At 72.0% G+C, this 21,972-nt stretch carries 20 protein-coding genes and 1 tRNA gene; 12 read left to right on the top strand and 9 right to left on the bottom strand.

The features are described 5' to 3' along the window. The first annotated feature begins 104 nt into the window (after positions 1-104). A complete protein-coding gene (locus tag ACWD5D_RS07510; protein ID WP_451371851.1) occupies positions 105-719 on the top strand; it encodes an ankyrin repeat domain-containing protein in 615 nt (204 codons plus the stop codon). Beyond that, entirely contained in the window at positions 716-1,882 is a 1,167-nt protein-coding gene (locus ACWD5D_RS07505) for a hypothetical protein (RefSeq protein ID WP_451371850.1), read from the top strand. The genes ACWD5D_RS07510 and ACWD5D_RS07505 overlap by 4 nt, the downstream gene beginning before the upstream one ends. Positions 1,883-1,904: 22 nt before the next feature. On the opposite strand, the gene ACWD5D_RS07500 is transcribed toward ACWD5D_RS07505, so the two are convergent. The 4 genes from ACWD5D_RS07500 to ACWD5D_RS07485 form a co-directional block, all read right to left on the bottom strand. After that, positions 1,905-2,786, bottom strand: coding sequence for a GNAT family N-acetyltransferase (locus tag ACWD5D_RS07500; RefSeq protein ID WP_451371849.1), 882 nt, complete (start codon positions 2,784-2,786; stop codon positions 1,905-1,907). 332 nt (positions 2,787-3,118) lie between these two features. Then, complete coding sequence (locus ACWD5D_RS07495) at positions 3,119-4,993, bottom strand: SH3 domain-containing protein (RefSeq protein ID WP_451371848.1); 1,875 nt, start codon at positions 4,991-4,993, stop codon at positions 3,119-3,121. Between the two features lie 282 nt (positions 4,994-5,275). Beyond that, a tRNA-Ser gene (locus ACWD5D_RS07490) sits at positions 5,276-5,362 on the bottom strand. A 142-nt stretch (positions 5,363-5,504) separates the two neighbouring features. Next, a complete protein-coding gene (locus ACWD5D_RS07485; protein ID WP_451371847.1) occupies positions 5,505-7,115 on the bottom strand; it encodes a trypsin-like peptidase domain-containing protein in 1,611 nt (536 codons plus the stop codon). A gap of 337 nt (positions 7,116-7,452) precedes the next feature. Here ACWD5D_RS07485 and ACWD5D_RS07480 point away from each other — a divergent pair, with 337 nt between their 5' ends. Then, positions 7,453-8,280 (top strand): glycerophosphodiester phosphodiesterase, encoded by an 828-nt coding sequence (locus ACWD5D_RS07480; protein ID WP_451371846.1) that lies wholly within the window; start codon positions 7,453-7,455, stop codon positions 8,278-8,280. 138 nt (positions 8,281-8,418) lie between these two features. Here ACWD5D_RS07480 and ACWD5D_RS07475 read toward each other — a convergent pair whose 3' ends face one another. Then, a complete protein-coding gene (locus ACWD5D_RS07475) occupies positions 8,419-8,544 on the bottom strand; it encodes a hypothetical protein (RefSeq protein ID WP_451371983.1) in 126 nt (41 codons plus the stop codon). On the opposite strand from ACWD5D_RS07475, the gene ACWD5D_RS07470 reads away from it, so the two are divergent. After that, positions 8,501-9,052: an ATP-binding protein gene (locus ACWD5D_RS07470; protein WP_451371845.1), complete on the top strand. Its 552-nt coding sequence runs from the start codon at positions 8,501-8,503 to the stop codon at positions 9,050-9,052. The genes ACWD5D_RS07475 and ACWD5D_RS07470 overlap by 44 nt on opposite strands. Before the next feature lie 144 nt (positions 9,053-9,196). Continuing rightward, a complete protein-coding gene (locus tag ACWD5D_RS07465) occupies positions 9,197-10,162 on the top strand; it encodes a DUF5926 family protein (RefSeq protein ID WP_451371844.1) in 966 nt (321 codons plus the stop codon). Positions 10,163-10,405: 243 nt separating this feature from the next. On the opposite strand, the gene ACWD5D_RS07460 is transcribed toward ACWD5D_RS07465, so the two are convergent. Then, positions 10,406-10,927, bottom strand: coding sequence for a hypothetical protein (locus tag ACWD5D_RS07460; RefSeq protein WP_451371974.1), 522 nt, complete (start codon positions 10,925-10,927; stop codon positions 10,406-10,408). Positions 10,928-11,105: 178 nt separating this feature from the next. Next, positions 11,106-11,771 carry a bifunctional DNA primase/polymerase gene (locus ACWD5D_RS07455; protein WP_451371843.1) on the bottom strand — a complete coding sequence of 222 codons (666 nt, stop codon included), beginning with the start codon at positions 11,769-11,771 and terminating at the stop codon, positions 11,106-11,108. Positions 11,772-12,383: 612 nt separating this feature from the next. On the opposite strand from ACWD5D_RS07455, the gene ACWD5D_RS07450 reads away from it, so the two are divergent. Then, the gene (locus tag ACWD5D_RS07450; protein ID WP_451371842.1) at positions 12,384-13,808 is read left to right on the top strand and encodes a PP2C family protein-serine/threonine phosphatase; all 1,425 of its coding nucleotides are present in this window, start codon (positions 12,384-12,386) and stop codon (positions 13,806-13,808) included. Between the two features lie 164 nt (positions 13,809-13,972). Beyond that, positions 13,973-15,457 carry an aminopeptidase P family protein gene (locus ACWD5D_RS07445; RefSeq protein ID WP_451371841.1) on the top strand — a complete coding sequence of 495 codons (1,485 nt, stop codon included), beginning with the start codon at positions 13,973-13,975 and terminating at the stop codon, positions 15,455-15,457. 81 nt (positions 15,458-15,538) lie between these two features. Here ACWD5D_RS07445 and ACWD5D_RS07440 read toward each other — a convergent pair whose 3' ends face one another. Both ACWD5D_RS07440 and ACWD5D_RS07435 read right to left on the bottom strand, forming a co-directional pair. Further along, positions 15,539-16,174, bottom strand: a complete 636-nt coding sequence (locus tag ACWD5D_RS07440) for a GNAT family N-acetyltransferase (protein ID WP_451371840.1) — start codon at positions 16,172-16,174, stop codon at positions 15,539-15,541. Between the two features lie 39 nt (positions 16,175-16,213). Further along, entirely contained in the window at positions 16,214-16,657 is a 444-nt protein-coding gene (locus tag ACWD5D_RS07435; RefSeq protein WP_451371839.1) for an ATP-binding protein, read from the bottom strand. Positions 16,658-16,945: 288 nt separating this feature from the next. Between ACWD5D_RS07435 and ACWD5D_RS07430 the strand changes: the two genes are divergently transcribed. From ACWD5D_RS07430 to ACWD5D_RS07410, 5 genes are all read left to right on the top strand, one after another. Further along, on the top strand, positions 16,946-17,827 hold the full coding sequence (locus tag ACWD5D_RS07430) for a hypothetical protein (RefSeq protein WP_451371838.1): 882 nt from the start codon (positions 16,946-16,948) through the stop codon (positions 17,825-17,827). Between the two features lie 164 nt (positions 17,828-17,991). Next, positions 17,992-18,747 (top strand): YcnI family copper-binding membrane protein, encoded by a 756-nt coding sequence (locus ACWD5D_RS07425; protein ID WP_451371837.1) that lies wholly within the window; start codon positions 17,992-17,994, stop codon positions 18,745-18,747. Positions 18,748-18,838: 91 nt separating this feature from the next. Beyond that, positions 18,839-19,492 (top strand): SCO family protein, encoded by a 654-nt coding sequence (locus ACWD5D_RS07420; protein WP_451371836.1) that lies wholly within the window; start codon positions 18,839-18,841, stop codon positions 19,490-19,492. After that, on the top strand, positions 19,489-19,980 hold the full coding sequence (locus ACWD5D_RS07415) for a copper chaperone PCu(A)C (RefSeq protein ID WP_451371835.1): 492 nt from the start codon (positions 19,489-19,491) through the stop codon (positions 19,978-19,980). The genes ACWD5D_RS07420 and ACWD5D_RS07415 overlap by 4 nt, the downstream gene beginning before the upstream one ends. A gap of 13 nt (positions 19,981-19,993) precedes the next feature. Next, positions 19,994-21,964: a copper resistance protein CopC gene (locus ACWD5D_RS07410; RefSeq protein WP_451371834.1), complete on the top strand. Its 1,971-nt coding sequence runs from the start codon at positions 19,994-19,996 to the stop codon at positions 21,962-21,964. Positions 21,965-21,972: the final 8 nt, after the last annotated feature.

Raw genomic sequence — 21,972 nt, 5'->3', positions numbered from 1 at the left:
CGTTGCGACTCCCCCCGGTCGCACGCCGCCGGCCGATTCGGCGCGGGCTGCCGCACCGCCGTACGGTCCTGACGCCTGTCATCACCGTCTGGAGGACCTACCTCATGCCCAAGAAAGCACCTTCCGCGGCCGGTCTCGCCCTGCTGGACGCCGCCGACCGCGGTGACGTGGACGCCGTGCGCACGGCCCTGGCCGACGGCGCGGAAACCGAGACACGCGACGCGAACGGCCGTACTCCGCTGCTGCGCGCCGCCCTCGCCGACCGGGTCGAGGCGGCCCGTGTACTGGTCGACGCCGGCGCGGACGTGAACGCCCAGGACGACCGCGAGGACAGCCCGTGGCTGGTCACCGGCGTCACCGGCAGCGTGGCGATGATGCGCGCGCTGCTGCCCGGCGGCCCGGACGTCACGCTCACCAACCGGTTCGGCGGCGTGTCCGTGATCCCCGCGAGCGAGCGCGGCCACGTGGCCTACGTACGGGCCGTACTCGCCGAGACCGACATCGACGTCGACCACGTCAACCGGCTGGGCTGGACCGCGCTGCTGGAGGCCGTGATCCTCGGCGACGGCGGCCGCACCCACCAGGAGGTGGTCGAGGTGCTGCTCGCGGCGGGCGCCGACCCGCTGGTGCCGGACACCGACGGTGTCACGGCGCGGGAGCACGCCGAGCGCCGCGGATTCCAGGGGATCGCGGCCGTACTGCGAAAGGCCGAGGAGTGAGCGGGCGACGCCTCAGGACGTGCGCCCTCGGCGCACTCGCCGCGGCCGTGCTGCTGGCCGGATGCGCGTCGGGCTCCGACGCCCCGGCCGCGTCCGCCGCTTCCCCGTCCGACGCTTCCCCGTCCGACGCTTCCCCGTCCGTGGCGCGCCCGAACCTGCCCGAGCGGACCGCCGGGGCCGGCGCCGGGGAGACCCTGGTGGTCACCGACTTCGGCGCCGACACCGTGACCTTCGTCGACCCGTCACGGCGGGGCGGGAAGGCCGAGCTCGGCTCGGTGAAGGTGGGCACGGCCCCCTACGGGATCGCGCTCGACGACGGAACGGCCTGGGTGGCGACGGCCGAGGGCGTCGCCGCGGTCGACACGAAGGAAGGCCGGCGCACCGCGCTGATCCCCTACTCCACGGACGTCGGCCCGGTGACCACCGGCGAGTACCGAGGCGGCGGCATGGGCATCGCGCTCTCCCCCGACGGCAGACACGTGTACGTCGGCGTGAACGTACCGGGCGGCAACGGCACGTTGGAGGTCATCGACACGCACAGCCGCAAGGTGGTGCGCAGCGTCCCGGTCGGACGCCGTCCCTTCGACGTCGACGTCTCCACGGACGGCCGCCGGGTCTACGCCACCGACCACGACTCCTTCGACGTCACCGTCGTCGACACCGGCGACTGGACCACGCGTCGCATCGAAGTGGCCCCCTACGGCACCGAGGGCGGCCTCGGCTCCTGGCTCAAGCCGCACTACACCGCCGTACGCCCGTCCGACGGGGCGCTCCTGCTGCCGTTCGAGGGCGAGCGGCTGGCCGTGGTCGATCCCGGCACCGGCCGGGTACGCGTCGAGCGCATGACCGCCAACACCCACCAGCACGGAGCCGCGGTGGGCGCCGACGGCACGCTGTACGTGGTCGGCACGGGCCCGATCGACCCGTCACGGGACGAGGGCCCGTCCCTGACCGTCCGTGCCCCCGACGGCCGCGAGCGCGTCATCCCGCTGGACGGCCCGCACGAGGACGTGGCCCTCTCCGCCGACGGCCGCACCGCCTACGTCTCCGGCGGCTTCACCCGCGACGGCTCCTGGAACGGCCTGAGCGTCGTCGACCTGCGCACGGACAAGGTGAGCCGAATCCCGGCGGGCACACGGCCGTTGGGCATGGCGGTGCTTTGACGGAACCCACCGGAGTCCGTCCTCAATCGGCCTCCGGTGCGGTGTACGAGAAGTCGTACCCCGCCCATTCGTCGAGCGCGCGATAGCCGAGGCGCTGATAGAGGGCGTTGCTGGTGGGGTTGGACACGTCCGCGAACAGGACGACGTCACTCGCCCCCGCAGCCAGCGCGGCCCGGCTCACCTCCGCCGCCACGGCGCCCGCGTAGCCGCGACCGCGCAGGCCGGCCGGGGTGTAGACGACGTCCACCTGGATCTGGCCGCCGATCAGCGGGTTCATTCCCGCGACGGAGACGGGAGTGCCGTCCGGGGTCTCCCAGAGCGTGTAGCGCTTGTCGGCGAAGCGCGTGTCGGCCCACGTGTCGGCGTCGATGGAGACGTCTTCCCCGACGGCCTTGGCGAACTCGCCGCACCAGAACATGGCTTCCCCGAGATCCTGCTCACCCAGGACACGGCCCCGGCCCGCCGGCAGCGGCTCCGGTGGGGTGAGCTCGCCGAGGCGGTACAGACGGACCCGCGTGTCACGGGGGTGCGGCATCGCCCCGGTGCGCCGCTGCCAGGCCTCGGCGAACGTGGCGGCCGTGCCGCTGTCCGCGCCGACGGAGGGCAGAGAGTGCCCGAGGGCGGCCAGGCGGGCGGCGAGGGAGTCGGCCTGTTCGTACGTGAGCGGGGACAGACCCAGCCCACGGGAGGGCAGCCGGTAGAAGGTGGCCTGGACCTCACCCGCCGGCTCCAGCACGCCGAAGACGGGGGATCCGCTGCCGAACGCCTCCGCCCCACGCGTTCGCACTCTCTCCGCCCACGTCAGCTGCATGACGTGCGCGGCGGGCCGCGAGCGCAGGAAGTCCCCGGCCAGGGCGAGGAATTCGTCGACGTCTTCGGTGAGGTGCCAGTCATCCGGTCGCATGCCTCATGCTTTCGCACGCCGCGGACGCGCGCCCAGGGTTCTACGAGACCGAGGTCAGCCGGCCTGCGCGCAGCAGCCGGCCCCCGCCGCCGGTGAACTGGACACCGTGAAGCGAGGTGCCGGTCGTCACGCACTCGAAGCCGAGTTCCCGGTGCGCGTCGAGCGAGGCGCGGTTCCTGGCGGAGACGCAAGGCCTTGGAGGCCGCAGACGCGTCGCCCCCACTGGGATCAGTGGGGGCGACGCCGTTTCGTTGGCTGAGGGGGACGGTCTGGCCTACCCGGCTACCGCACGCTCCATGGCAGAGGCTTCTGCGGTCCGCTTGGCCACGCCGTCACGGTGAGCAGTACACGGTGGTCGAGACCGCCGCGGTGATGGTCGGGCTGGAGTTGAAGAACTCCACACTCCACGTGTCGGTGCCCGCCCGCACGGAATTACTCGCGAAAACCTGAGGCGTATCCGACGTCCAACCGCCGGAGACGGCCGTCTGACCGACTGGGCAGGTGGCGGCCACCTGAGTAGCAGAGTTCGGTGGCAGCGACGACGGTCCCGAGTTCACAGCCGTGAGCTGGACCGAGCCAGTAGCTCCTGTCGGGCCCGTCGGGCCAGTCGGACCCGTCGCGCCATCGACACCGTTCAGACCGGCAGCACCCGTGGCACCGGTCGGTCCCGCGACACCGGGTTCACCCGGGACACCGGGTTCGCCCTGAATACCCTGCAGCCCCTGCGGACCCGTCGGACCCGTCACGCCATCCACACCGTTCAGGCCAGCCGCACCCGTGGCACCGGTCGGACCTGCGACACCGGGTTCACCCGGGATGCCCTGCAGGCCCTGCGGACCAGTCGGACCCGTCGCACCATCGACACCATTCAGGCCAGCCGCACCGGTCGGACCCGTCGCGCCATCGACACCGTTCAGACCGGCAGCACCCGTGGCACCAGTCGGTCCCGCGACACCGGGTTCACCCGGGACACCGGGTTCGCCCTGAATACCCTGCAGCCCCTGCGGACCCGTCGGACCCGTCACGCCATCCACACCGTTCAGGCCAGCCGCACCCGTGGCACCGGTCGGACCCGCGACACCGGGTTCACCCTGGATACCCTGCAGGCCCTGCGGACCAGTCGGACCCGTCGCGCCATCGACACCATTCAGACCAGCCGCACCAGTCGGACCCGTCGCACCATCCACACCGTTCAGACCGGCAGCACCCGTGGCACCAGTCGGACCCGCGACACCGGGTTCGCCCGGGATGCCCTGTAGCCCCGTCGGACCAGTCGGACCCGTCGCACCGTCCACACCATTCAGACCAGCCGCACCCGTGGCACCGGTCGACCCCACGGCACCGGGTTCACCCGGGATGCCCTGCAGCCCCTGAGCACCCGTCGCACCGGTTACACCCTGGATCCCCTGCGGACCCGTCGCACCCGTCGCACCGTTCAGACCGTTCAGACCGTTCAGACCGTTCAACCCGTTGAGCCCCTGCGGGCCGGTAGCACCCAGGGGGCCCGTCGGACCCGTCGCGCCGTTCACGCCGTTCAGGCCGGTGGCGCCCGTCGGACCCGTCGCACCGGTGGCACCCGAACCGGTCGGACCCGTCGGACCCGTCGCACCGTCCACACCGTTCAGACCGGCCGCACCCGTCGGACCCGTCGCGCCAGTGGCACCCGAACCGGTCGGACCCGTCGGGCCCGTGTCACCGGTCGGGCCCGACGGACCCGTTGGCCCCTCCCCGAGCGCGCACAGGGGCACGCCCGACGCGCTGACATACCGAGCGGCGACCCAGCCGTCGCGATCCGCCAGTCGATACCACGAGGGGTTCCCGTCCACCTCCTGGCCCGACTCCTGGCACAGCAGGTCGATCTGCGCCCCGAACGGGAACGATCCCAACGTCGCCGAATTCGTCGTCGGCTCCTCACGGATGTTGACGCCGATCCTCGCGGTCACCGTTCCCGATACGGCCGCCCGCAGAGTGCCGTAGTTCACCCGGGCAATCCGCTCCGCCTGCGAAACGACCGCCTGGGCGTGCGCCCGCGCGGCGACGGGCTGAGCCTGTGCCGGAACGGAGCACAAACCCCAGGTCAGACCGAGGCTCACTGCCCCGAGGACCAATGGCGACACGCCGCTGGCCTTAACAGCCCCATGCACCGAAACCCACCATGCCTTCCATGCCGAAAACGCGATGAATGAGATGCACAAAGACAAGGGCATTTCATTGCCGCGATCGAGATCAAACTAATAAAAGGGGCTGAAAGCAGCACAGTTATCGCTCAGGCAGCCGGTATTAGTCAGTTCATCAACACATGGCGGAATTACCGGGATTGAGGGACCGGCACTCGCTCGTAGGTACGGCGGCGGCCCTGGAGTCCGTTCAGGGCGGGTGGGCGAAGACGACCAGGTTCTCCGTGCCGTCGGTGGTGAGACACGTCCCATGCAGAAGGGGTGCCCCTCATCGAGGGGCACCCCTTCTGACCAGCACATCTATGAACTGTGCGGAGGCGGTGGGATTTGAACCCACGGTGACATCGCTGCCACGACGGTTTTCAAGACCGTTCCCTTCGGCCGCTCGGGCACGCCTCCCCGCGTCGCCCACCTGGGGCGGAGCGGGTACAGCGTACCGGGGATCGCGGCGGACCGTGGGGGCTGGGCGGGGCTCGGTGCGCGTGAGCGGTGCCTCCCCCCGAGGGAGGCACCGCTCACGCGCGCGTGCGGGTCGGACGCGTCAGCTGTCGCCGGCGCGCGAGCCGAGGGTCAGGGACACCGTGTGGTCCTCGCCGCCGCGCTTGTAGGTGACCGTGACCTTGTCGCCGGGCTTGTGGGTCCAGATCTCGCCGATCAGGGTCGGGCCGCTGTCGATCACGGAGTCGTCCAGCTTGGTGATGACGTCCCCGGGCTTGAGGCCGGCCTTGTCGGCGGGGCCGCCGGTCTCGACCGGGGAGGCGCCGCCGGTGCCCTGGTCGGTGATCTTCGCGCCGTCGGTGGAGTCCTCCAGGGAGACGGAGGCGCCAATCTTGGCGTACACCGGCTTGCCGGTCCTGATCAGCTGCTGGGCGACGTATTTGGCCTGGTTGATCGGGATGGCGAAGCCCAGGCCGATGGAGCCGGACTGGCCGGAGCCACCGAGGCCGCCGCTGCTGGAGGACTGGATCGCCGAGTTGATGCCGATGACCGCGCCGGAGGCGTCCAGCAGCGGGCCGCCGGAGTTGCCCGGGTTGATGGACGCGTCGGTCTGCAGGGCGCTCATGTACGACGCCTTGCTGCTGGCGCTGCCGTCGCTGGAGGCCACCGGGCGGTTCTTGGCGCTGATGATGCCCGTCGTGACGGTGTTGGACAGGCCGAAGGGGGCGCCGATGGCGATCGTCTCGTCGCCGACGGCCACCCTGTCCGAGTCGCCGAGGGCGAGCGGCTTGAGGTCGGACGGCGCGTTCTTGAGCTTGATGACGGCGACGTCGTAGCCCTGCGCGTGGCCGACGATCTCGGCGTCGTACTTCTTGCCGTTCGGGAACGTGGCCGTGAGCTTGCCGCCGTTGACGGCTTCGGCCACGACGTGGTTGTTGGTGACGATGTGGCCCTGGGTGTCGAACACGAACCCGGTGCCGGTGCCGCCCTCGCCGCTGGTGCTCTCCGCCTCGATGGTGACGGTGCTGGGCAGCGCCCTGGAGGCCACGCCCGCGATCGTGCCGGGGGCGCGCTTGACCTGTGAGGCGCTGCTGTCGGAGGAGACGGTGGTGGAGCCGCTGGTGTCGTTGTCCTTGGCCAGCGTGTAGCCGAGGCCGCCGCCGATGCCGCCCGCGACCAGCGCGGCCACCAGGACGGCGGCGATGAGGCCGCCGCGCCCGTTGCGCGGCTTGGGGGCGGGCTGCTGGTACGACGCTCCCCAGCCGGCGCCCGCACCGCCGGCGCCGCCGTAGCCGGGCGCGTGCCCGGTGGAGGACGGGGGCGGCCAGGCGGCACCGGGGGCGGGGCTGCCGTAGGGCTGATGTGCGTCCTGGGGCGGGCCGCCGTAGGGCTGATGTGCGTCCTGGGGCGGGCCGCCGTAGGGCTGGTGCGCGTCCTGGGGCGGGCTGCCGTAGGGCTGGGGCGCGTCCGGCGCCGGTCCTGCGGGGTGGGCTGCTTCGGGGGCGTGCGGCGCGGTGCCGTCGGCCGGGCTCCGGTGGGCCCCTGCCGCGGTGTCCGTGCCCTCCGGGGCAGCCGGGGGGACCGGCGGCAGCTGCGCCGTCGGCGCTTCTCCCTCGGGCGCGGCGCCCTGCGGGGAAGCAGCGGGAGATGCCACCGGCACGGGAGGTGCGGACGGGGCCGGGGGTACCGCGTTGCCCTCGTTCTCGGTGCTCACAGCTCTTCTCCTCGATCCACGGCTGTTGTCGTCGGTCGCATTCGGTCACACTCGCTCATGCTCGGTCACGCTCGTCATGGCGTGGCACATGCGTCGCCCGAGAGGCGGGAGCCCGGTGCGGTACGGCTGTGCATGGTTCCGTGTTCCTGTTGTATGCAGTCAGCTTTTCCCACGGGCCGTCAGAGCACCATAAGCGGTGGCTGTGGGTCCGGGACCATCCTTTATATAGGACTGTTCCGGCAAAAGTTACATAAATAAGCAGGCTGTACGCGCACGTTCGCCGCACAGATCCGTTCACGCCGCCCGTCGTACCCCGCGACGGTGGCACCATGACGCGGTGACCCACGCACCACAGCACCGCGTCCAGGTCGTCGCCCACCGGGGCGCCTCGGAAGACGCCCCCGAACACACGCTGGCCGCGTACCGGAAGGCGATCGAGGACGGTGCGGACGCCCTCGAGTGCGATGTACGTCTCACCGCAGACGGTCATCTGGTCTGCGTCCACGACCGGCGGGTGAACCGTACCTCCAACGGGCGCGGCGCCGTCTCCGCCCTGGAGCTGTCCGAGCTGGCCGCCCTGGACTTCGGTTCCCGGAGGTCGCGCGACGCCTGGCGCGGCCGGGACGAGGAACCGGACTGGGTGCACCGCCCCGAGGACCCCAAGGAGACCTCCGTCCTCACCCTGGAGCGGCTGCTGGAGCTGGTCGCCGACGCCGGCCGGCGGGTGGAACTGGCCATCGAGACCAAGCACCCCACGCGCTGGGCGGGACAGGTCGAGGAGCGGCTGCTGGCCCTGCTGGGGCGGTTCGGCCTGGACGCACCGGCCTCGGCCGCCGAGTCGCCGGTAAGGGTCATGAGTTTCTCGGCGCGCTCGCTGCACCGGGTACGCACCGCGGCGCCGACGCTGCCGACGGTCTACCTGGTCCAGTTCCTCTCACCCCGGCTGCGCGAGGGACGGCTGCCGGCGGGCGTGCACATCGCCGGGCCCTCGATCCGGATCGTGCGCAGCCACCCGGGGTACGTGGAGCGACTGAAGCACGCCGGCCACCAGGTGCACGTATGGACCGTGAACGAGCCCGAGGACGTGGATCTCTGCGTCGAGCTGGGCATCGACGCCATCATCACCAACCGCCCGCGCGCGGTGCTGGACCAGCTCGGCCGCTGAGGCGACGCGACGGCCACCCGCCCCCACCTCCTCGGCACCCCCGCCCACCGCACCGTCGAAATCCAGCCATTCATCTGCGACCCCCTTCACAGGGAGTGCCCCGGCGCGTTCGGTCCGTGATCGACCTTTGCGAATGCGTCACCGGAAGAGGATTGGCCGGTTTCCGGTGCAGACCCAGGGGGCATCCACACCGTGGCGTGGGGCGAAGGAGGTCTCGGGGGTGGCGTTGGTGGTGGCACAGGAGGTGCCCACGTCGTCGAGCATGGCCGTACCTCATGGCCCTGCGGGCGTGGGGAAGGCGAGACACCGGATGCGGGCGCAGCTGCGCAGCGGTGGTGTGTCGGAATCGGTCATCGACGACGCCGTACTGATTCTTTCCGAACTACTGAGCAACGCGTGCAAACACGGCCGGCCCCTGGGCGGCGCGCTCGCCGGGGACGGCGCCGTCCGCGCCGCGTGGCGGGTGGACGCGCACGGTCGGCTCATCGTGGAGGTCACGGACGGCGGCGGCCCGACCCGTCCCGCTCCGGCGACCCCGTCGGTCACCGCGCACGGCGGCCGCGGGCTGAACATCATCGAGGCACTCGCCGACGACTGGGGCGTCCGGGACGACACCCGGGGCCAGGTGACGGTCTGGGTGGTGGTCCACGAGGACGTGCACGATCCGGACGCGGGGTGCCGACGCGAGGCCTTCGCTACGCGCGTCACGGCCTCCCAGCCTTCCGGGCTCGCCGGACTGGACTTCGCGGACGCCTTCGACAACCTGGACTGAGGCCGCCGCGACCACGGTGTTCGTCGTACGGTTCACACCGTCGGCGCGGTCCCCGTGCGGGTTGTCCACAGGTTCCCGTCGCTCCCGGCGCGAACGGCTAGGCTCCCGCCGTACGAGACGAGCCGTAACCGGGAGACACCCACGATGGCCAAGAAGCGACCCCAGACGAAGGCCAAGCGCCCGCAGATCACAGACGGAGAGATCCCGGTCGTCGGCGCCCGCGAGCCCTGCCCCTGCGGCAGCGGCCGGCGTTACAAGGCGTGCCACGGCCGGGATGCCTCGCACGCGGCGACCGAGCTGGTGCACCGCCCGTTCGAGGGCCTGGCGGGCGAGGGCGACTGGGTGGCGCTGCGCGAGCTGGTCCCGGCCGCCACGGTCGAACTGACCCTGAAGGACGGCCTGCCCGAGGGTGTTCCCTCGGTCACGCTCGCCACGGTGCTCCCGATGGCCTGGCCCGCGCTGCGCCGCGACGACGGCACGGTGCTGCTCGGCCTGCAGAACGACACGTCGTCCGGCGACATCAGCCGGGACCTCGCCGACACCCTCCAGCGCGCGCTGGAGGCGGAGCCCGGCACCCCCGTGCAGGGCCGCCGCGCCCCCGCAGGGACTCCCCGGCTGCAGGACCTGCTCGACCCCGAGGGCGCCTTCGAGCCGGTCGTGCACAGCGGCTTCGAGTTCTGGGTGCCGGACGCGGAGAACGCCACCCCGGAGGTGACCGCCTCCCTGGAGCGGGCCAACGCCGCAGCGATCCCGACGGTGAAGCTGTCCGGCGTGGACTCCGCGTACTGGTGCGAGACCCCGGAGAAGAACCACCTGCGGTGGGTCATGCCGTACCCGGAGGAGCAGCTTCTGGACGCTCTCGCCCGGTTGCACGCGGCGGGCCGCTCCAGCCTCGGCGAGGGCACCCGGCTGGTGGGCTCCTTCCGTGCTCACGGCCTCACCGTGCCGGTGTGGGACCTGCCGAGCGAGGTCTCGGCCGAGGATGTGGAGAAGCCGGCCGCCGAGTTCGCCGAGCGCCTGGCCGCGGCCCTCGCCGCCACCGAGCCGCTCACGGCGGACGAGCGGCGGGCGCGTGGCGGACTGACCAACCGGCAGGTCACGCTCAGCTGACGCCCGTCGCGGGCACCGTCGGCGGCTGACCGGAGGGTCAGCCGCCGGGCAGACACCGAAGCGGGTGACTCCTGTCACAACTCCCGGCGAGAACAGGGAGATCGGTGTCCGAATAGCCGAGATCGAATTTGCGAACCGCCGATCTCTTGTTACCGTTCCAGTAGCCCGGTTGCTGGTGCATCCCCCGTCGCCAGCAACCGGGTCTTTCTATGCCCGCACGCGTGTACAGCGCGTCACGGGCCGTCAACTCCCGGGTTTCTCGTCGGAGTTGCTGCCCGAGCGCAGGAGCAGCGGCCCGCCGGCCCCGCGCGCCGAGAACTCGGCGACGGCCGTATAGGCGTCCGGCCCGCCCCGGGTGCGCTCACGGGGTGTCTCACAGGTGGCGGGCTCGTCGTCGGTGCCGGTCGCGCAGTGCGTCTGGACGGTGCGACCGCCCGGCCCCATCAGGCTCAGCACGGGATCCACGGCCTCGCCGGTGGTGTTGCGGTAGTAGGTGCGCCCCCAGGTGTCCTCGCCCTGTGTCATCACACAGGTCTGCGCCTCGATGCCGTCGGGGGAGGAGAGCTCGGGTCCGCAGCGGGCGGCGGTGGCCAGGCCCAGTCCGAGCAGGCGGGGCGTACCGGCGGGGGCGGCCGGGGCGGCGGGGGGAAACTTGGCGTCGTCCCGGTCGGGCGCGCGGACGCCGGCCGGCACGTCCTGCCCCGCGGTCCCCGTCGCCTCGCCCACCTGCCCCGCGGACGACACGGCCAGTGGCAGCGCGATCACGGCCGCCACGACGCCGACGAGGGCGATCAGACGGATCCTCCGGGGGTCCGGCCCGCCGCGGCGTGGCCCTCGATCTCCTGGCCCCCCAGAAGTTCTTCCTGGCCCCCCAGAAATTCGCAGCATGGCCGGAAGATAACGACCGCGGACGGGCATCCGGGCCCGCCCGCGCGCGACACCCCTACAACTCGGGCGCGCTCACACCCGTACGAGTGAGGGCGTCGACCACGGCATCCACGACGGCCTCCACGTCGGGCACCCAGGGCGAGGCCGAGCCGGGCAGCGGGGCGCGCTCCCAGCGGACCGCGCCGTGCCCGGTCTCGGACGGCGGCAGGGCGAGATAGCCGCCCTGGCCGTGGAAGCGCAGCGAGCCGGGCACGAAGTCCTTGGCGTAGAGCAGCTCGCCCAGCTGCTCCATGGAGTACGGCTTGACCAGCAGGGACCAGCGGGTCGGCGCGGCGGCCACCGGGCCGAGGCGCATGCCGCGCCGGTCGAGCAGGTCCAGGGCGCGGGCCGCGGCGGGCGCCGGCAGGCTGACCGCGCAGGGCGCCTTGTCACCGGTCGCGAGGATGATCGGCGCGTTCGGGCGGTTGCCCCACCACCAGCGCACCATGCGCGCGTCGGTGGTGGCCGCGAGCAGCCCGGGGTCGAAGGGGTGCGCACCGGGCACCGTGCATTCCGGGTCGGGGCAGCCGCAACGGGCCCGGCCCTGCGGGTCCGGGGCCACGCCCGGGAGTACGGGCCACTGCCATTCCGTCGCGAAGGTCAGGGCCGCGCCGATCAGCTCAGGCCTCCCGTCGTTCCGCCTGGACAGGAGCCTGCGTCGCCTTCCGAGGATCTCGCGCATGAGCGCTCGTTCCTTTCCGTTGCACCGCTGGCAACACCGTGGGCCACATCACACCATGTGTCGATCGCTTCACTGGGCGTACCTGTTGCCGCATCACACCCCTGCACACGGCGGGGGGAACCCCTGGGGTTCAAGCGTTGGCCGCGTCCGTGTCCGTAGTACGTCCGTCAAAAGCACGGTTGCGGCGTGGGGGTGGCGAAGTCTGGCGTTTTACCGTCGCACGTGTTTCTCTCCGCCTCCGCCACGGGAGGATGGGGCTCGGCCGTCGGTGGCTATGACGCCCGGGTCCATCGCCAGGTTCCGGGTAGCCCCCAACCACCCCTGGCCTTCACCGAGTACGTACCCATCACGACCGCTGTGACGCTCCGTGGAGCAAGCCCAGTCGACCGCAATGAACCGATACCCGAGGCAGTTTTCAGCCAACTTGGCAGTAAGGCAAGGGGGTCTGCGAAAACCCACTGCAGACCCATGGACACCAGGAATCCCCGCAGGACAATGCTGGACATCCCCTCACGAGTGCGTGTACATGTGGAGACACCGCTAGCGGCGCAGAATGACATGGGGGTTTGCGATGCTTTTGAGCAATACGCACCGGCCTGAAAGCCGGACACCATGAGTGCCCCGCACCCTCAGAAAGTGGCTGGAATCGATCCGACGGTTCCGACGCCCGCACACACTGTCGCGCCCGCTTCCCCCACGCCCGGCGCCGGTCCCGCCCCGGACACCGCCCCCACCGTGCCCGCTCCGGCCGCGCCCGCGCCCGGCGCCCTGCTCCAGGACCGGCTGGCCGGCTGGGTCTCGGATCTCACGACCCTCCACGAACTCACCGAGCGGCTGTCCCGCACGAACGCGCTCGAGCCCGCCCTCGAGGAACTGCTGCGCGCCGGCTCCGCCCTCGTCGGCGCCCGCCGCGGCCTGGTCGTCCTGGAGCCCGGCGACGGACTCGGCCCCCGCACCACCCTCGGCCTCGGCCTGTGCCGCGCCGACCTCGGCCACATGGAGACCGTGCCGCGCCACTCCCTGCCCCACGGCCCCCTCCTGGACACTGGAGCGAGCACCGGCGCCGCCGAGATCGTGCACGCCGACCTGTTCGCCGAGGACGGCCTCGACCCCCGCCACCGCGAGGTGGCCGCCCGCCTCGGCTACGCCGCCAGCTACGCCCTCCCCCTGACCGCCAGGTCCTCCGGCCGCCTCGGCGCCGCCGTCTGGCTCTACGACGAGCCCGCCGAGCCGGACGAGCACCACCGCCACCTGGTCGGCCTGTACGTCCGCCACGCCGTCGAACACCTCGCCCTGCTGGTGGAGGTGGAACGCTCCCGCGAGCGCGCCGCGACCATCACCGAGGAACTGCTCCCCACCCGGCTGCCCCGGGTCGCCGGCGTCCAGCTCGCCGCCCGCCACCGCACCGGACCGCGCGGCGGCGGCGACTGGTACGACGCCCTGTCGCTGCCCGACGCCGCCCTCGGCCTCTCCGTCGGCTCCGTCACCGGCTCCGGGCCCAGCGCGGTCGCCGCGATGGGCCGGCTGCGCGCCTCACTGCGGGCCTACGCCGTGATGGAGGGCGAGGACCCGGTGGCCGTCCTGTCCGACCTGGAGCTGCTGCTGCGGCTGACCGAGCCCGCCCGCTCCGCCACCGCCCTGTTCGCCTACTGCGAGCCCGCCCTGCGCAAGGTCACCCTGGCCGGCGCCGGGCACAGTCCGCCGCTGCTGATCGGCGAGCGGCGCACCGAGTTCGCCGAGACCTCCGTCTCCGCGCCGCTGGGCATGCTCGCCTGCTGGGAGGCGCCCAGCGTGGAGATCCAGGCAGAACCAGGAGAAACCGTCCTGCTCTACACCGACGGGCTGCTGCACCGCACCGGCGACCCGATGGACCGCGCCTTCGCCCGGCTGCACGCGGCGGCCGCGAGCATCCCGCGCGCCCTGCGCTGCGACCCCGGGGCCGTCGCCGACCACGTGCTGCGCACGGTCCTGCCGGACCGTCTCGACGAGGAGAACGGCGAGGAGGACGTCGTCCTGCTGGCGGCGCGCTTCGACTGACGGCGCCGGCACCCGCACCCGCAGCTCGCATGACTGGGCATAACAGGTCATCCGGCACCGGGTCCGCCTTGGTACAACCGTACGATGATGGGGGTCCCCGCTCGGCCACAAGCAGGAGCGCCGCGGGCCCGGGGGAGATCACATGGCGTATCGAGGAGGATCACGTGTCCGATGAGCTCAACCCGGCTGTGCCCGACTCTGCTACCGCAGAGGGCCCCGAGACCGAGTCCGAAGAGCCCATCAAGCAGCGGAAGAACGGCCTGTACCCGGGCGTCTCCGACGAGCTGACCGAGAACATGAAGTCCGGCTGGGCCGACACGGAACTGCGTGACCTGCAGCCGGTCCCGCAGGCCACCGAGACCGCGCACCGCCGCGCCGCGCTCTCCGCCCGCTTCCCGGGCGAGCGTCTCGTCGTCCCCGCGGGCAACCTGAAGACCCGCTCGAACGACACCGAGTACGCCTTCCGCGCCTCCGTCGAGTACGCGTACCTCACCGGCAACCAGACGGAGGACGGCGTCCTGGTCCTGGAGCCGAAGGGCGACGGCCACGAGGCGACGATCTACCTGCTGCCCCGCTCCGACCGCGAGAACGGCGAGTTCTGGCTCTCCGGCCAGGGCGAGCTGTGGGTCGGCCGCCGCCACTCCCTCACCGAGTCCGAGGCGCTGTACGGCATCCCGGCCTCCGACGTGCGCGAGCTGCCGGAGAAGCTGAAGGAGGCCACCGGCCCGGTCCGCGTGGTGCGCGGCTACGACGCCGGCATCGAGGCGGCCCTCACCGACAAGGTCACCGCCGAGCGCGACGAGGAACTGCGCGTCTTCCTGTCCGAGGCCCGCCTGGTCAAGGACGACTTCGAGATCGGCGAGCTGCAGAAGGCCGTCGACTCGACGGTCCGCGGCTTCGAGGACGTCGTCAAGGTCCTCGACAAGGCCGAGGCCACCAGCGAGCGCTACATCGAGGGCACGTTCTTCCTCCGCGCGCGCGTGGAGGGCAACGACGTCGGCTACGGCTCCATCTGCGCCGCCGGCCCGCACGCCTGCACGCTGCACTGGGTGCGCAACGACGGCCCGGTCCGCTCCGGCGACCTGCTCCTGCTGGACGCGGGCGTGGAGACCCACACGCTGTACACCGCCGACGTCACGCGCACACTGCCGATCAACGGCACGTACAGCGAGATCCAGAAGAAGGTCTACGACGCCGTGTACGAGGCCCAGGAGGCCGGTATCGCGGCGGTGAAGCCCGGTGCGGGCTTCCGCGACTTCCACGACGCCTCCCAGCGCGTGCTCGCCGAGAAGCTCGTCGAGTGGGGTCTGGTCGAGGGTCCGGTCGAGCGGGTCCTGGAGCTGGGGCTGCAGCGCCGCTGGACCCTGCACGGCACCGGCCACATGCTCGGCATGGACGTCCACGACTGCGCCGCCGCGCGGACCGAGACCTACGTGGACGGCACGCTGGAGCCCGGCATGGTCCTCACCGTCGAGCCCGGCCTGTACTTCCAGGCCGACGACCTGACGGTCCCCGAGGAGTACCGGGGCATCGGCGTCCGCATCGAGGACGACATCCTCGTCACCGACGACGGCAACCGGAACCTCAGCGCCGGGCTGCCGCGCCGCTCCGACGAGGTCGAGGCGTGGATGGCCTCGCTGAAGGGCTGAGAGTGCGTTGAACGGCCGGGTGCGCGGACGCGTGCCCGGCCGTTCGTCCGCGCCGCCCCCAGGGTGTTGCGGCTCTCGGGGTCACAGTGCCGGCGCGTCGTCGTGCAGCACCCGCTGGAAGAGGCGGCAGTCCCGCCATTGCCCGTTGATGTGCAGGTACTTCGGGGCGAGCCCGATCGGCTCGAATCCGCAACGCGCGAGCACCCGCTGCGAGCGGGTGTTCTCGGTCAATGTGGACGCCTCGACGCGGTGCAGGCCGAGCGCGTCGCGGGCGTACGCGCAGACCCGTTCCACCGCGGCGCCTGCCAGGCCCCGGTTCTGCTGGTCGGCGGCCACCCAGTACCCGAGGCAGGAGCTGAGGAACGGCCCCCTGGTGATCCCGGTCAGGGTGATCGCCCCGACGATCCTGCCGTCCTCCGCCGCGAACACCCACGGCACCACGGTCCCGTCGGCGCGCTGCCTCACCAGTCCTTCGATGCGCTCCGCCTGGCCCCTGACCGTGAAGAAGGATTCCGGCCTGACCGGCTCCCACGGCTCAAGGTGCCTCCGGTTCTCCGTGTAGGCGGCGGCGAGCGCGGAGGCGTCGCCCCGGGCGAGGGGGCGCAGGGTCACACCGGCCGCGATCTCCTGGCCGGTATCCCGGTCCTTCTCCTGGTCCTTCTCCTGGCTCTCCGCGTTCTCCAGGTTCTCCAGGTTCTCCATGGGGGCGCCATCCATGCGCGCACCCTAAAAGGCGCGCCGCCCCCGCGGGGACCCTCATGCGGTGAGCAGAGAAGGATCCTTCGTCCACTTGAGGATCTTGTCGAAGCTGACCACCGTGCCGCCCCGGCCCGGCTTGGCGCCGATGTGGACGTGATCGGCGAGTTCCTGGATCAAACAGAGACCTCTGCCGTGCTCGGCGTCCGTACGGACCGGCCGTATGTCCGGGGCGCGGACGAAACCGGGGCCCGAATCGGTCACTTCGATACGGCACTTCTCGCCGTCCAGGTAGGCGGTCACCCGGTACGCCTCGGAGCTGCCGCGGGACGCGTCGCCTCCGTGCTCGACGGCGTTCGCGCAGGCCTCGCTGAGGGCGACGGACAGGTCGTAGGAGATGTCCGGGTCGACGCCCGCCGTCTCCATGGTCCCGATCAGCAGCCGCCGGGCGAGCGGCACGCTCGCGGCCTCGCGGCGCAGATGGAGTGACCACCAGATGCTCATGCTCCACCCTCCCGGCCGCGGCTCGACATACCGATACCTATTGCCACCCGTGCGCCCACGTAAGCACTCCGTTGGCATGACTCGGCCCATATGGGCGATGCGCCCGGGGACGAACCGGTGTATGAGGGGTCGGATCCGTGCGATGCGCGTACGGGACCTGCTCATACGGAAGGCGGTGTTCCGGCCGGAAGGCGGTGTTCCGGCCGATGTTGAGATGGACGACCGTGGCGGAATCCGGCGGGCCTGCCGCAGGGCGCGGGTGTGCGCAGTGCGATGATGAGCCCCGCCATGACAGCCCCCCACGCGCGCACGACGCGTCCCGGACCCGAGGTCCGGATCCTGCGGGCCGCGGTGTTCGCCGCGGTCTGTGTCGTGCTGGCCGCGGCCGGGCACACCCTGGCCTCCTGCGCGCGCGTGCCCCTGTGGACGCTGGGCGCGGGATTCCTGGGCTGTCTGCTGCTCGTCGTACCGCTCGCCGGGCGGGCCCGCTCGCTGCCCGGCATCGCCGCACTCCTCGCCCTCGGCCAGACCGTGCTGCACATCCTGTTCGGGCTGGGGCAGCACGGTGCGGCCATGGCCTCCGGGATGCCGGCGGGACCGACGGGTTCCAACGCCGGCATGGCCGGCATGGGCGGCATGGGCGGCTCCGCGGACGGGCCGCTCGGCAACGCCGCGCTCGTCGAGCGGGCCGCGCGCCTGCTGTGCGGGTCCAGCCCGTCGGCGCTCACCCCCGGGCACGCCTACCGCCTCCTGCTCGACGCGCGCCTCATCGACGCCTCGGGCCGGGCCGCGGGCGGCGCCCCCGTCATCCACCACACCGGCGACGCCACCGGCTCCTCGGCGGCGCTGCTGCCCTCCCTGCCGATGCTGCTCGGCCACGTCCTCGCGGCCCTCGCCGCGGGCTGGCTGCTGCGCCGCGGCGACCTGGCCCTGCTGCGCCTGATCGAGCTGTCGGTGCACGGAGTCGCCGAGGGGGCGCTCGTACGATCACTGCGCGCGGCGCTCACGCTGGCGCACGCCCTGTGTGCCGGGCTGCTGCCCGCACCCGGACCGGACCCGCGCGCCCCTCGCCCCGACCGGGACGAGGCTCCCGCCCCGCACACCACCGCGCTCCAGCACACGGTGATCCGGCGCGGCCCGCCCGCCGCCGGCCTCCTCCTCGCCGCCTGACGCCACGCGACCACCCCTCCACGTCCATCCGGAGGAGAGAGGCCGCCGTCACGCGGCCGCGCGCGCGTGCGTCCCTCGGACGGCCCGTCCGACGAGTGGCACGACCACGCGCACGCGTACCCCTCTTCCTCACCGGATCTCACACAGAGTGGAGTGCTCCTGCCATGCAGGTTTCCCGTACCGCGTCCCGCGTCGCCACCCGTGTCGCCGCCGCCGCTGCCGTAGCGGGCTCGGCCGTCCTCGTCCTGTCGGCCCCCGCCTTCGCGCACGTCAGCGTGCAGCCCGAGGGCACCGCGGCCAAGGGCGGTTACGCGGTCGTCGACTTCAAGGTGCCCAACGAGCGCGACAAGACCGCGACCACCAAGCTCGAGGTGAACTTCCCGGCCGACCACCCGCTGGCCTCGGTCATGCCCCAGCCCGTGGACGGCTGGACCGTGAAGGTCACCAAGTCCAAGCTGGCCAAGCCGCTCACCCTGCACGGGGAGAAGATCGACGAGGCCGTCACCAAGGTCACCTGGACCGCCGACGGCAAGGGCATCGAGCCCGGCTACTTCCAGAAGTTCCCGCTCTCCGTCGGCGCCCTGCCCGAGGACACCGACCAGCTCGTCTTCAAGGCGATCCAGACGTACTCCGACAACGAGGTCGTGCGCTGGATCGAGGCACAGCAGGAGGGCCAGGCCGAGCCCGAGAACCCGGCCCCGGTGCTGGAGCTGTCGGCCGCCGGCGACGACCACCACGGCGCCTCGGCGGCCAAGGACGACTCCGGCACGGCGGACGGCGAGAAGGAGAAGACGGCCGCCGCCGAGGACTCGAAGAACGGCAGCGACACCACCGCGCGCGTCCTCGCCGTCGTCGGCATCGTCATCGGTGCCGCGGGCGTCGGCTACGGCGTCGTCGCGGGCCGCCGCAAGACCGCCTGACCCACCCTTCCCCGCGCGTGCACCGGGGTCGTGCGACGCTTTCGTACGACCCCGGTGCACGCCGGAGTTCTGACATCTGGGACATTTTTCTATGCGCAAGAAGACGTTCGCGGCGGCCGCGCTGCTCGCCGCCGCCACCCTGACCCTCACCGCCTGCGGCAGCGGTGACGCGAGCAAGTCGCCCGTCTCCGTGGTCTCCGAGGAGACCGGGCAGGGCAAGGCCGCCACCGTCCTCGACCAGCCGTTCACCAAGCCCGACCTGGTCCTCACCGACACCCACGGCAAGCGGTACGACCTGCGCGCCGAGACCAAGGGCCACCCGACCCTGCTCTACTTCGGCTACACGCACTGCCCGGACATCTGCCCCACGACGATGAGCAACATCGCCGTCGCCAAGAAGGCACTGCCCAAGGCTCAGCAGGACGACCTGCGGGTCGTGTTCGTCACCACCGACCCCGGCCGTGACACCCCCGCCGAGCTCGGCAAGTGGCTCAAGGGCATCGACCCGCAGTTCGTCGGCCTGACCGGGAAATTCGCCACCATCCAGGCCGGCGCCCGCTCCGTCGGCATCTCCGTCGAGCCGACGACGAAGGACAAGAACGGCAAGCTCGTCTCGATGCACGGCACCCAGGTCATCGCCTTCTCGCCGAAGACCGACGGGGGATATGTCCTGTACGGCGAGGACGCCACCGTCGACGACTACACCAAGGACCTGCCGAAGCTCGTCGAGGGAGCCAAGCCGTGAGGCGCACGGCCTTGACGGCGGCCGCGCTCGCCGGCGCGCTGGCCCTCGCGGGCTGCGGCACCGGCTCGGACTCCGGCTCGGACAAGACCTCGGGCAAGGGCTCCGGTTCCGCCCCGGCCGGGCTGTCCGTGAGCGCGTCGTACATGCCCCAGCCGGTCTCCGCCGACATGGCCGCCGGCTTCCTGACGATCAGCAACAAGGGCGGGGCGCAGGACGAGCTGACCTCGGTCACCAGCGACGTCGCCGGACAGATCACCATGCACAGCACCGTCGGCGGCGCCATGGAGGAGAAAGAATCCTTCGCCATACCGGCCCATGGTCAACTCGTCTTCAAAAGCGGTGGCAACCACCTGATGTTCGAGAAGCTGAGGCGCAGGCCGGAGCAGGGCCAGACGGTGACGCTGAAACTCGGCTTCGCGAAGTCCGGGCCCCTCACCGTCGAGATGCCGGTGAAGTCCGCCACCTACAACCCGTCGACCGGCCACTGAGGGAGGGACCACTGTGACGCGGACCATCACCCCCCGCCTGCGGACCCTGGTGCTGCTGCTCCTCGCCGTCATGGGCGCGCTGCTCGCGGGCGCCGGGACGGCCTCCGCGCACGCCGCGCTGACCGGCAGCGACCCCGCGCAGGGGGTGGTGGTCGACAAGGCACCCACCCAGGTGTCGCTCACCTTCTCCGAGAAGGTCGCGATGAGCGACGACTCGCTGCAGGTGCTCGACCCCAAGGGCAGGAAGGTCGAGGCCGGCTCACCGGTCAACGTGAGCGGGACGACGTACGCCGTGAAGCTCAAGAGCGGCCTGGGCAACGGCACGTACACGGTCGCCTACCAGGTCGTCTCCGCGGACAGCCACCCCGTCTCCGGCGCCTACACCTTCTCCATCGGGGCACCCTCGGGAACCGTCGTCTCCGGCGTCGGCACCGCGGCCGGCGGCGGAGTCGTGGGCGGGCTCTACGCGTTCGGGCGGTACATGTCGTACGCCGGCTTCATCGTGCTGGTGGGCGGCGCCGCCTTCGTACTGGCCTGCTGGCAGCGCGGCTCGGGCGTACGGGCCCTGCAGCGGCTCGTCGTCGGCGGCTGGCTCGCGCTCACCGCGGCCACCCTGTGGCTGCTGCTCCTTCGCGGCGCGTACACCGGCTCCGGAAAATTCGGCGACGTCTTCGACCTGGACCTGCTCGGACAGGTGCTGCAGACCAAGACCGGCGCCGCACTGGTCTCCCGGCTGCTGCTGCTCGCCGCCGCCGCGCTGTTCATCGCCGTCCTCTTCGGCGCCTACGCCCGCCCGTCACCCACCACCACCCTCAACGACGGCGCTGCGCGCCGACTGCCTGATCCCAGCGAGGAGAGCGAGGAGAAGCGGGACCTGAACTTCGGGCTCGCCGTCGGCGGGGTGGTCGTGGCCGCCGGGCTCGCGGCGAGCTGGGCGATGGCGGAGCACGCCTCCACCGGGCTCCAGCCGGGCATCGCCATGCCCGTCGACGTCGTCCACCTGCTGGCCGTCGCCGCCTGGCTGGGCGGGCTCACCGCGCTGCTCGTCGCCCTGTACCGGGCGCCCGCGGACGCCCCGATCGAGACCACCGCCGTACACCGCTTCTCCCGGATCGCCTTCGGCTCCGTGCTCGCGCTCGTCGCCACCGGCATCTACCAGTCCTGGCGCCAGCTGGGCTCCTGGTCGGCCTTGGCCGACACCGCGTACGGGCAGCTGCTGCTGGTCAAGATCGGACTCGTGGCGCTGCTGGTCGGCATCGCCACGATCTCACGGCGCTGGACGGGACGGCTCGCGGACGTCGCCGACGCTGTCGGCACCGCCGAGACGGAACAGGTCCCCGCGCCGCAGTCGGCCGGCAAGGGTGCCTCCGGTGCCGCGCGGGACACCGCGGCCAGGGACGGCAAGCGTGCCGCGCAGCTCGCCCGGCAGCGGGCCGCCGTGGACGCCGCACGGCAGAAGCGGCTCAGGGACGCCGACACGAACCGCTTCGGACTGCGCCGCTCGGTGTTCGCCGAGGCGGGCGTCGCGGTCGTCCTGCTCGCCGTCACCACCGCGCTGACCCAGACCGAACCGGGCCGCACCGAGCAGGAGGCCAAGGCCGCCGCGTCCTCCACCGGCTCCTCGGCGTCCTCGTCCGCGTCCGGCACGCTGACCCTGGACATGCCCTTCGACACCGGCGGCACCGACGGCAAGGGCCTCGTCCGTGTCGATCTCGACCCCGCGCGCGTGGGCGGCAACGAGATGCACATCTACGTACAGCGGCCCAACGGGCGCGCCTTCGACATCCCCGAGGTGAAGATCGCCTTCACCCTGGAGGCGAAGAAGCTCGGCCCGCTTCCCGTGACCCCGGACCACATCACCACCGGCCACTGGTCGGCGAGCGGCGTGCAGATCCCCATGGCCGGCGACTGGAAGATCGCGGTGACCGTGCGGACCTCCGACATCGACCAGGTGACCGTCTCCAAGAACGCTCAGATCGGCTGAACCCCACC

It is taken from the genome of Streptomyces sp. NPDC002520, assembly GCF_053595235.1.
The sequence above is the reverse complement of the archived record's forward strand: the minus strand, read 5'-3'. Positions and strand labels throughout refer to the sequence as shown.

Excerpts from the sequence above, each read along its gene's own strand:
- ACWD5D_RS07510 (WP_451371851.1), top strand. The coding sequence starts at position 105 with ATGCCCAAGAAAGCACCTTCCGCGGCCGGTCTCGCCCTGCTGGACGCC.
- ACWD5D_RS07500 (WP_451371849.1), bottom strand. The coding sequence starts at position 2,786 with ATGCGACCGGATGACTGGCACCTCACCGAAGACGTCGACGAATTCCTC.
- ACWD5D_RS07495 (WP_451371848.1), bottom strand. The coding sequence starts at position 4,993 with ATGCCCTTGTCTTTGTGCATCTCATTCATCGCGTTTTCGGCATGGAAG.
- ACWD5D_RS07475 (WP_451371983.1), bottom strand. The coding sequence starts at position 8,544 with ATGCTCGACGACGTGGGCACCTCCTGTGCCACCACCAACGCCACCCCC.
- ACWD5D_RS07465 (WP_451371844.1), top strand. The coding sequence starts at position 9,197 with ATGGCCAAGAAGCGACCCCAGACGAAGGCCAAGCGCCCGCAGATCACA.
- ACWD5D_RS07455 (WP_451371843.1), bottom strand. The coding sequence starts at position 11,771 with ATGCGCGAGATCCTCGGAAGGCGACGCAGGCTCCTGTCCAGGCGGAAC.
- ACWD5D_RS07450 (WP_451371842.1), top strand. The coding sequence starts at position 12,384 with ATGAGTGCCCCGCACCCTCAGAAAGTGGCTGGAATCGATCCGACGGTT.
- ACWD5D_RS07440 (WP_451371840.1), bottom strand. The coding sequence starts at position 16,174 with ATGGATGGCGCCCCCATGGAGAACCTGGAGAACCTGGAGAACGCGGAG.
- ACWD5D_RS07435 (WP_451371839.1), bottom strand. The coding sequence starts at position 16,657 with ATGAGCATCTGGTGGTCACTCCATCTGCGCCGCGAGGCCGCGAGCGTG.
- ACWD5D_RS07430 (WP_451371838.1), top strand. The coding sequence starts at position 16,946 with ATGACAGCCCCCCACGCGCGCACGACGCGTCCCGGACCCGAGGTCCGG.
- ACWD5D_RS07425 (WP_451371837.1), top strand. The coding sequence starts at position 17,992 with ATGCAGGTTTCCCGTACCGCGTCCCGCGTCGCCACCCGTGTCGCCGCC.
- ACWD5D_RS07420 (WP_451371836.1), top strand. The coding sequence starts at position 18,839 with ATGCGCAAGAAGACGTTCGCGGCGGCCGCGCTGCTCGCCGCCGCCACC.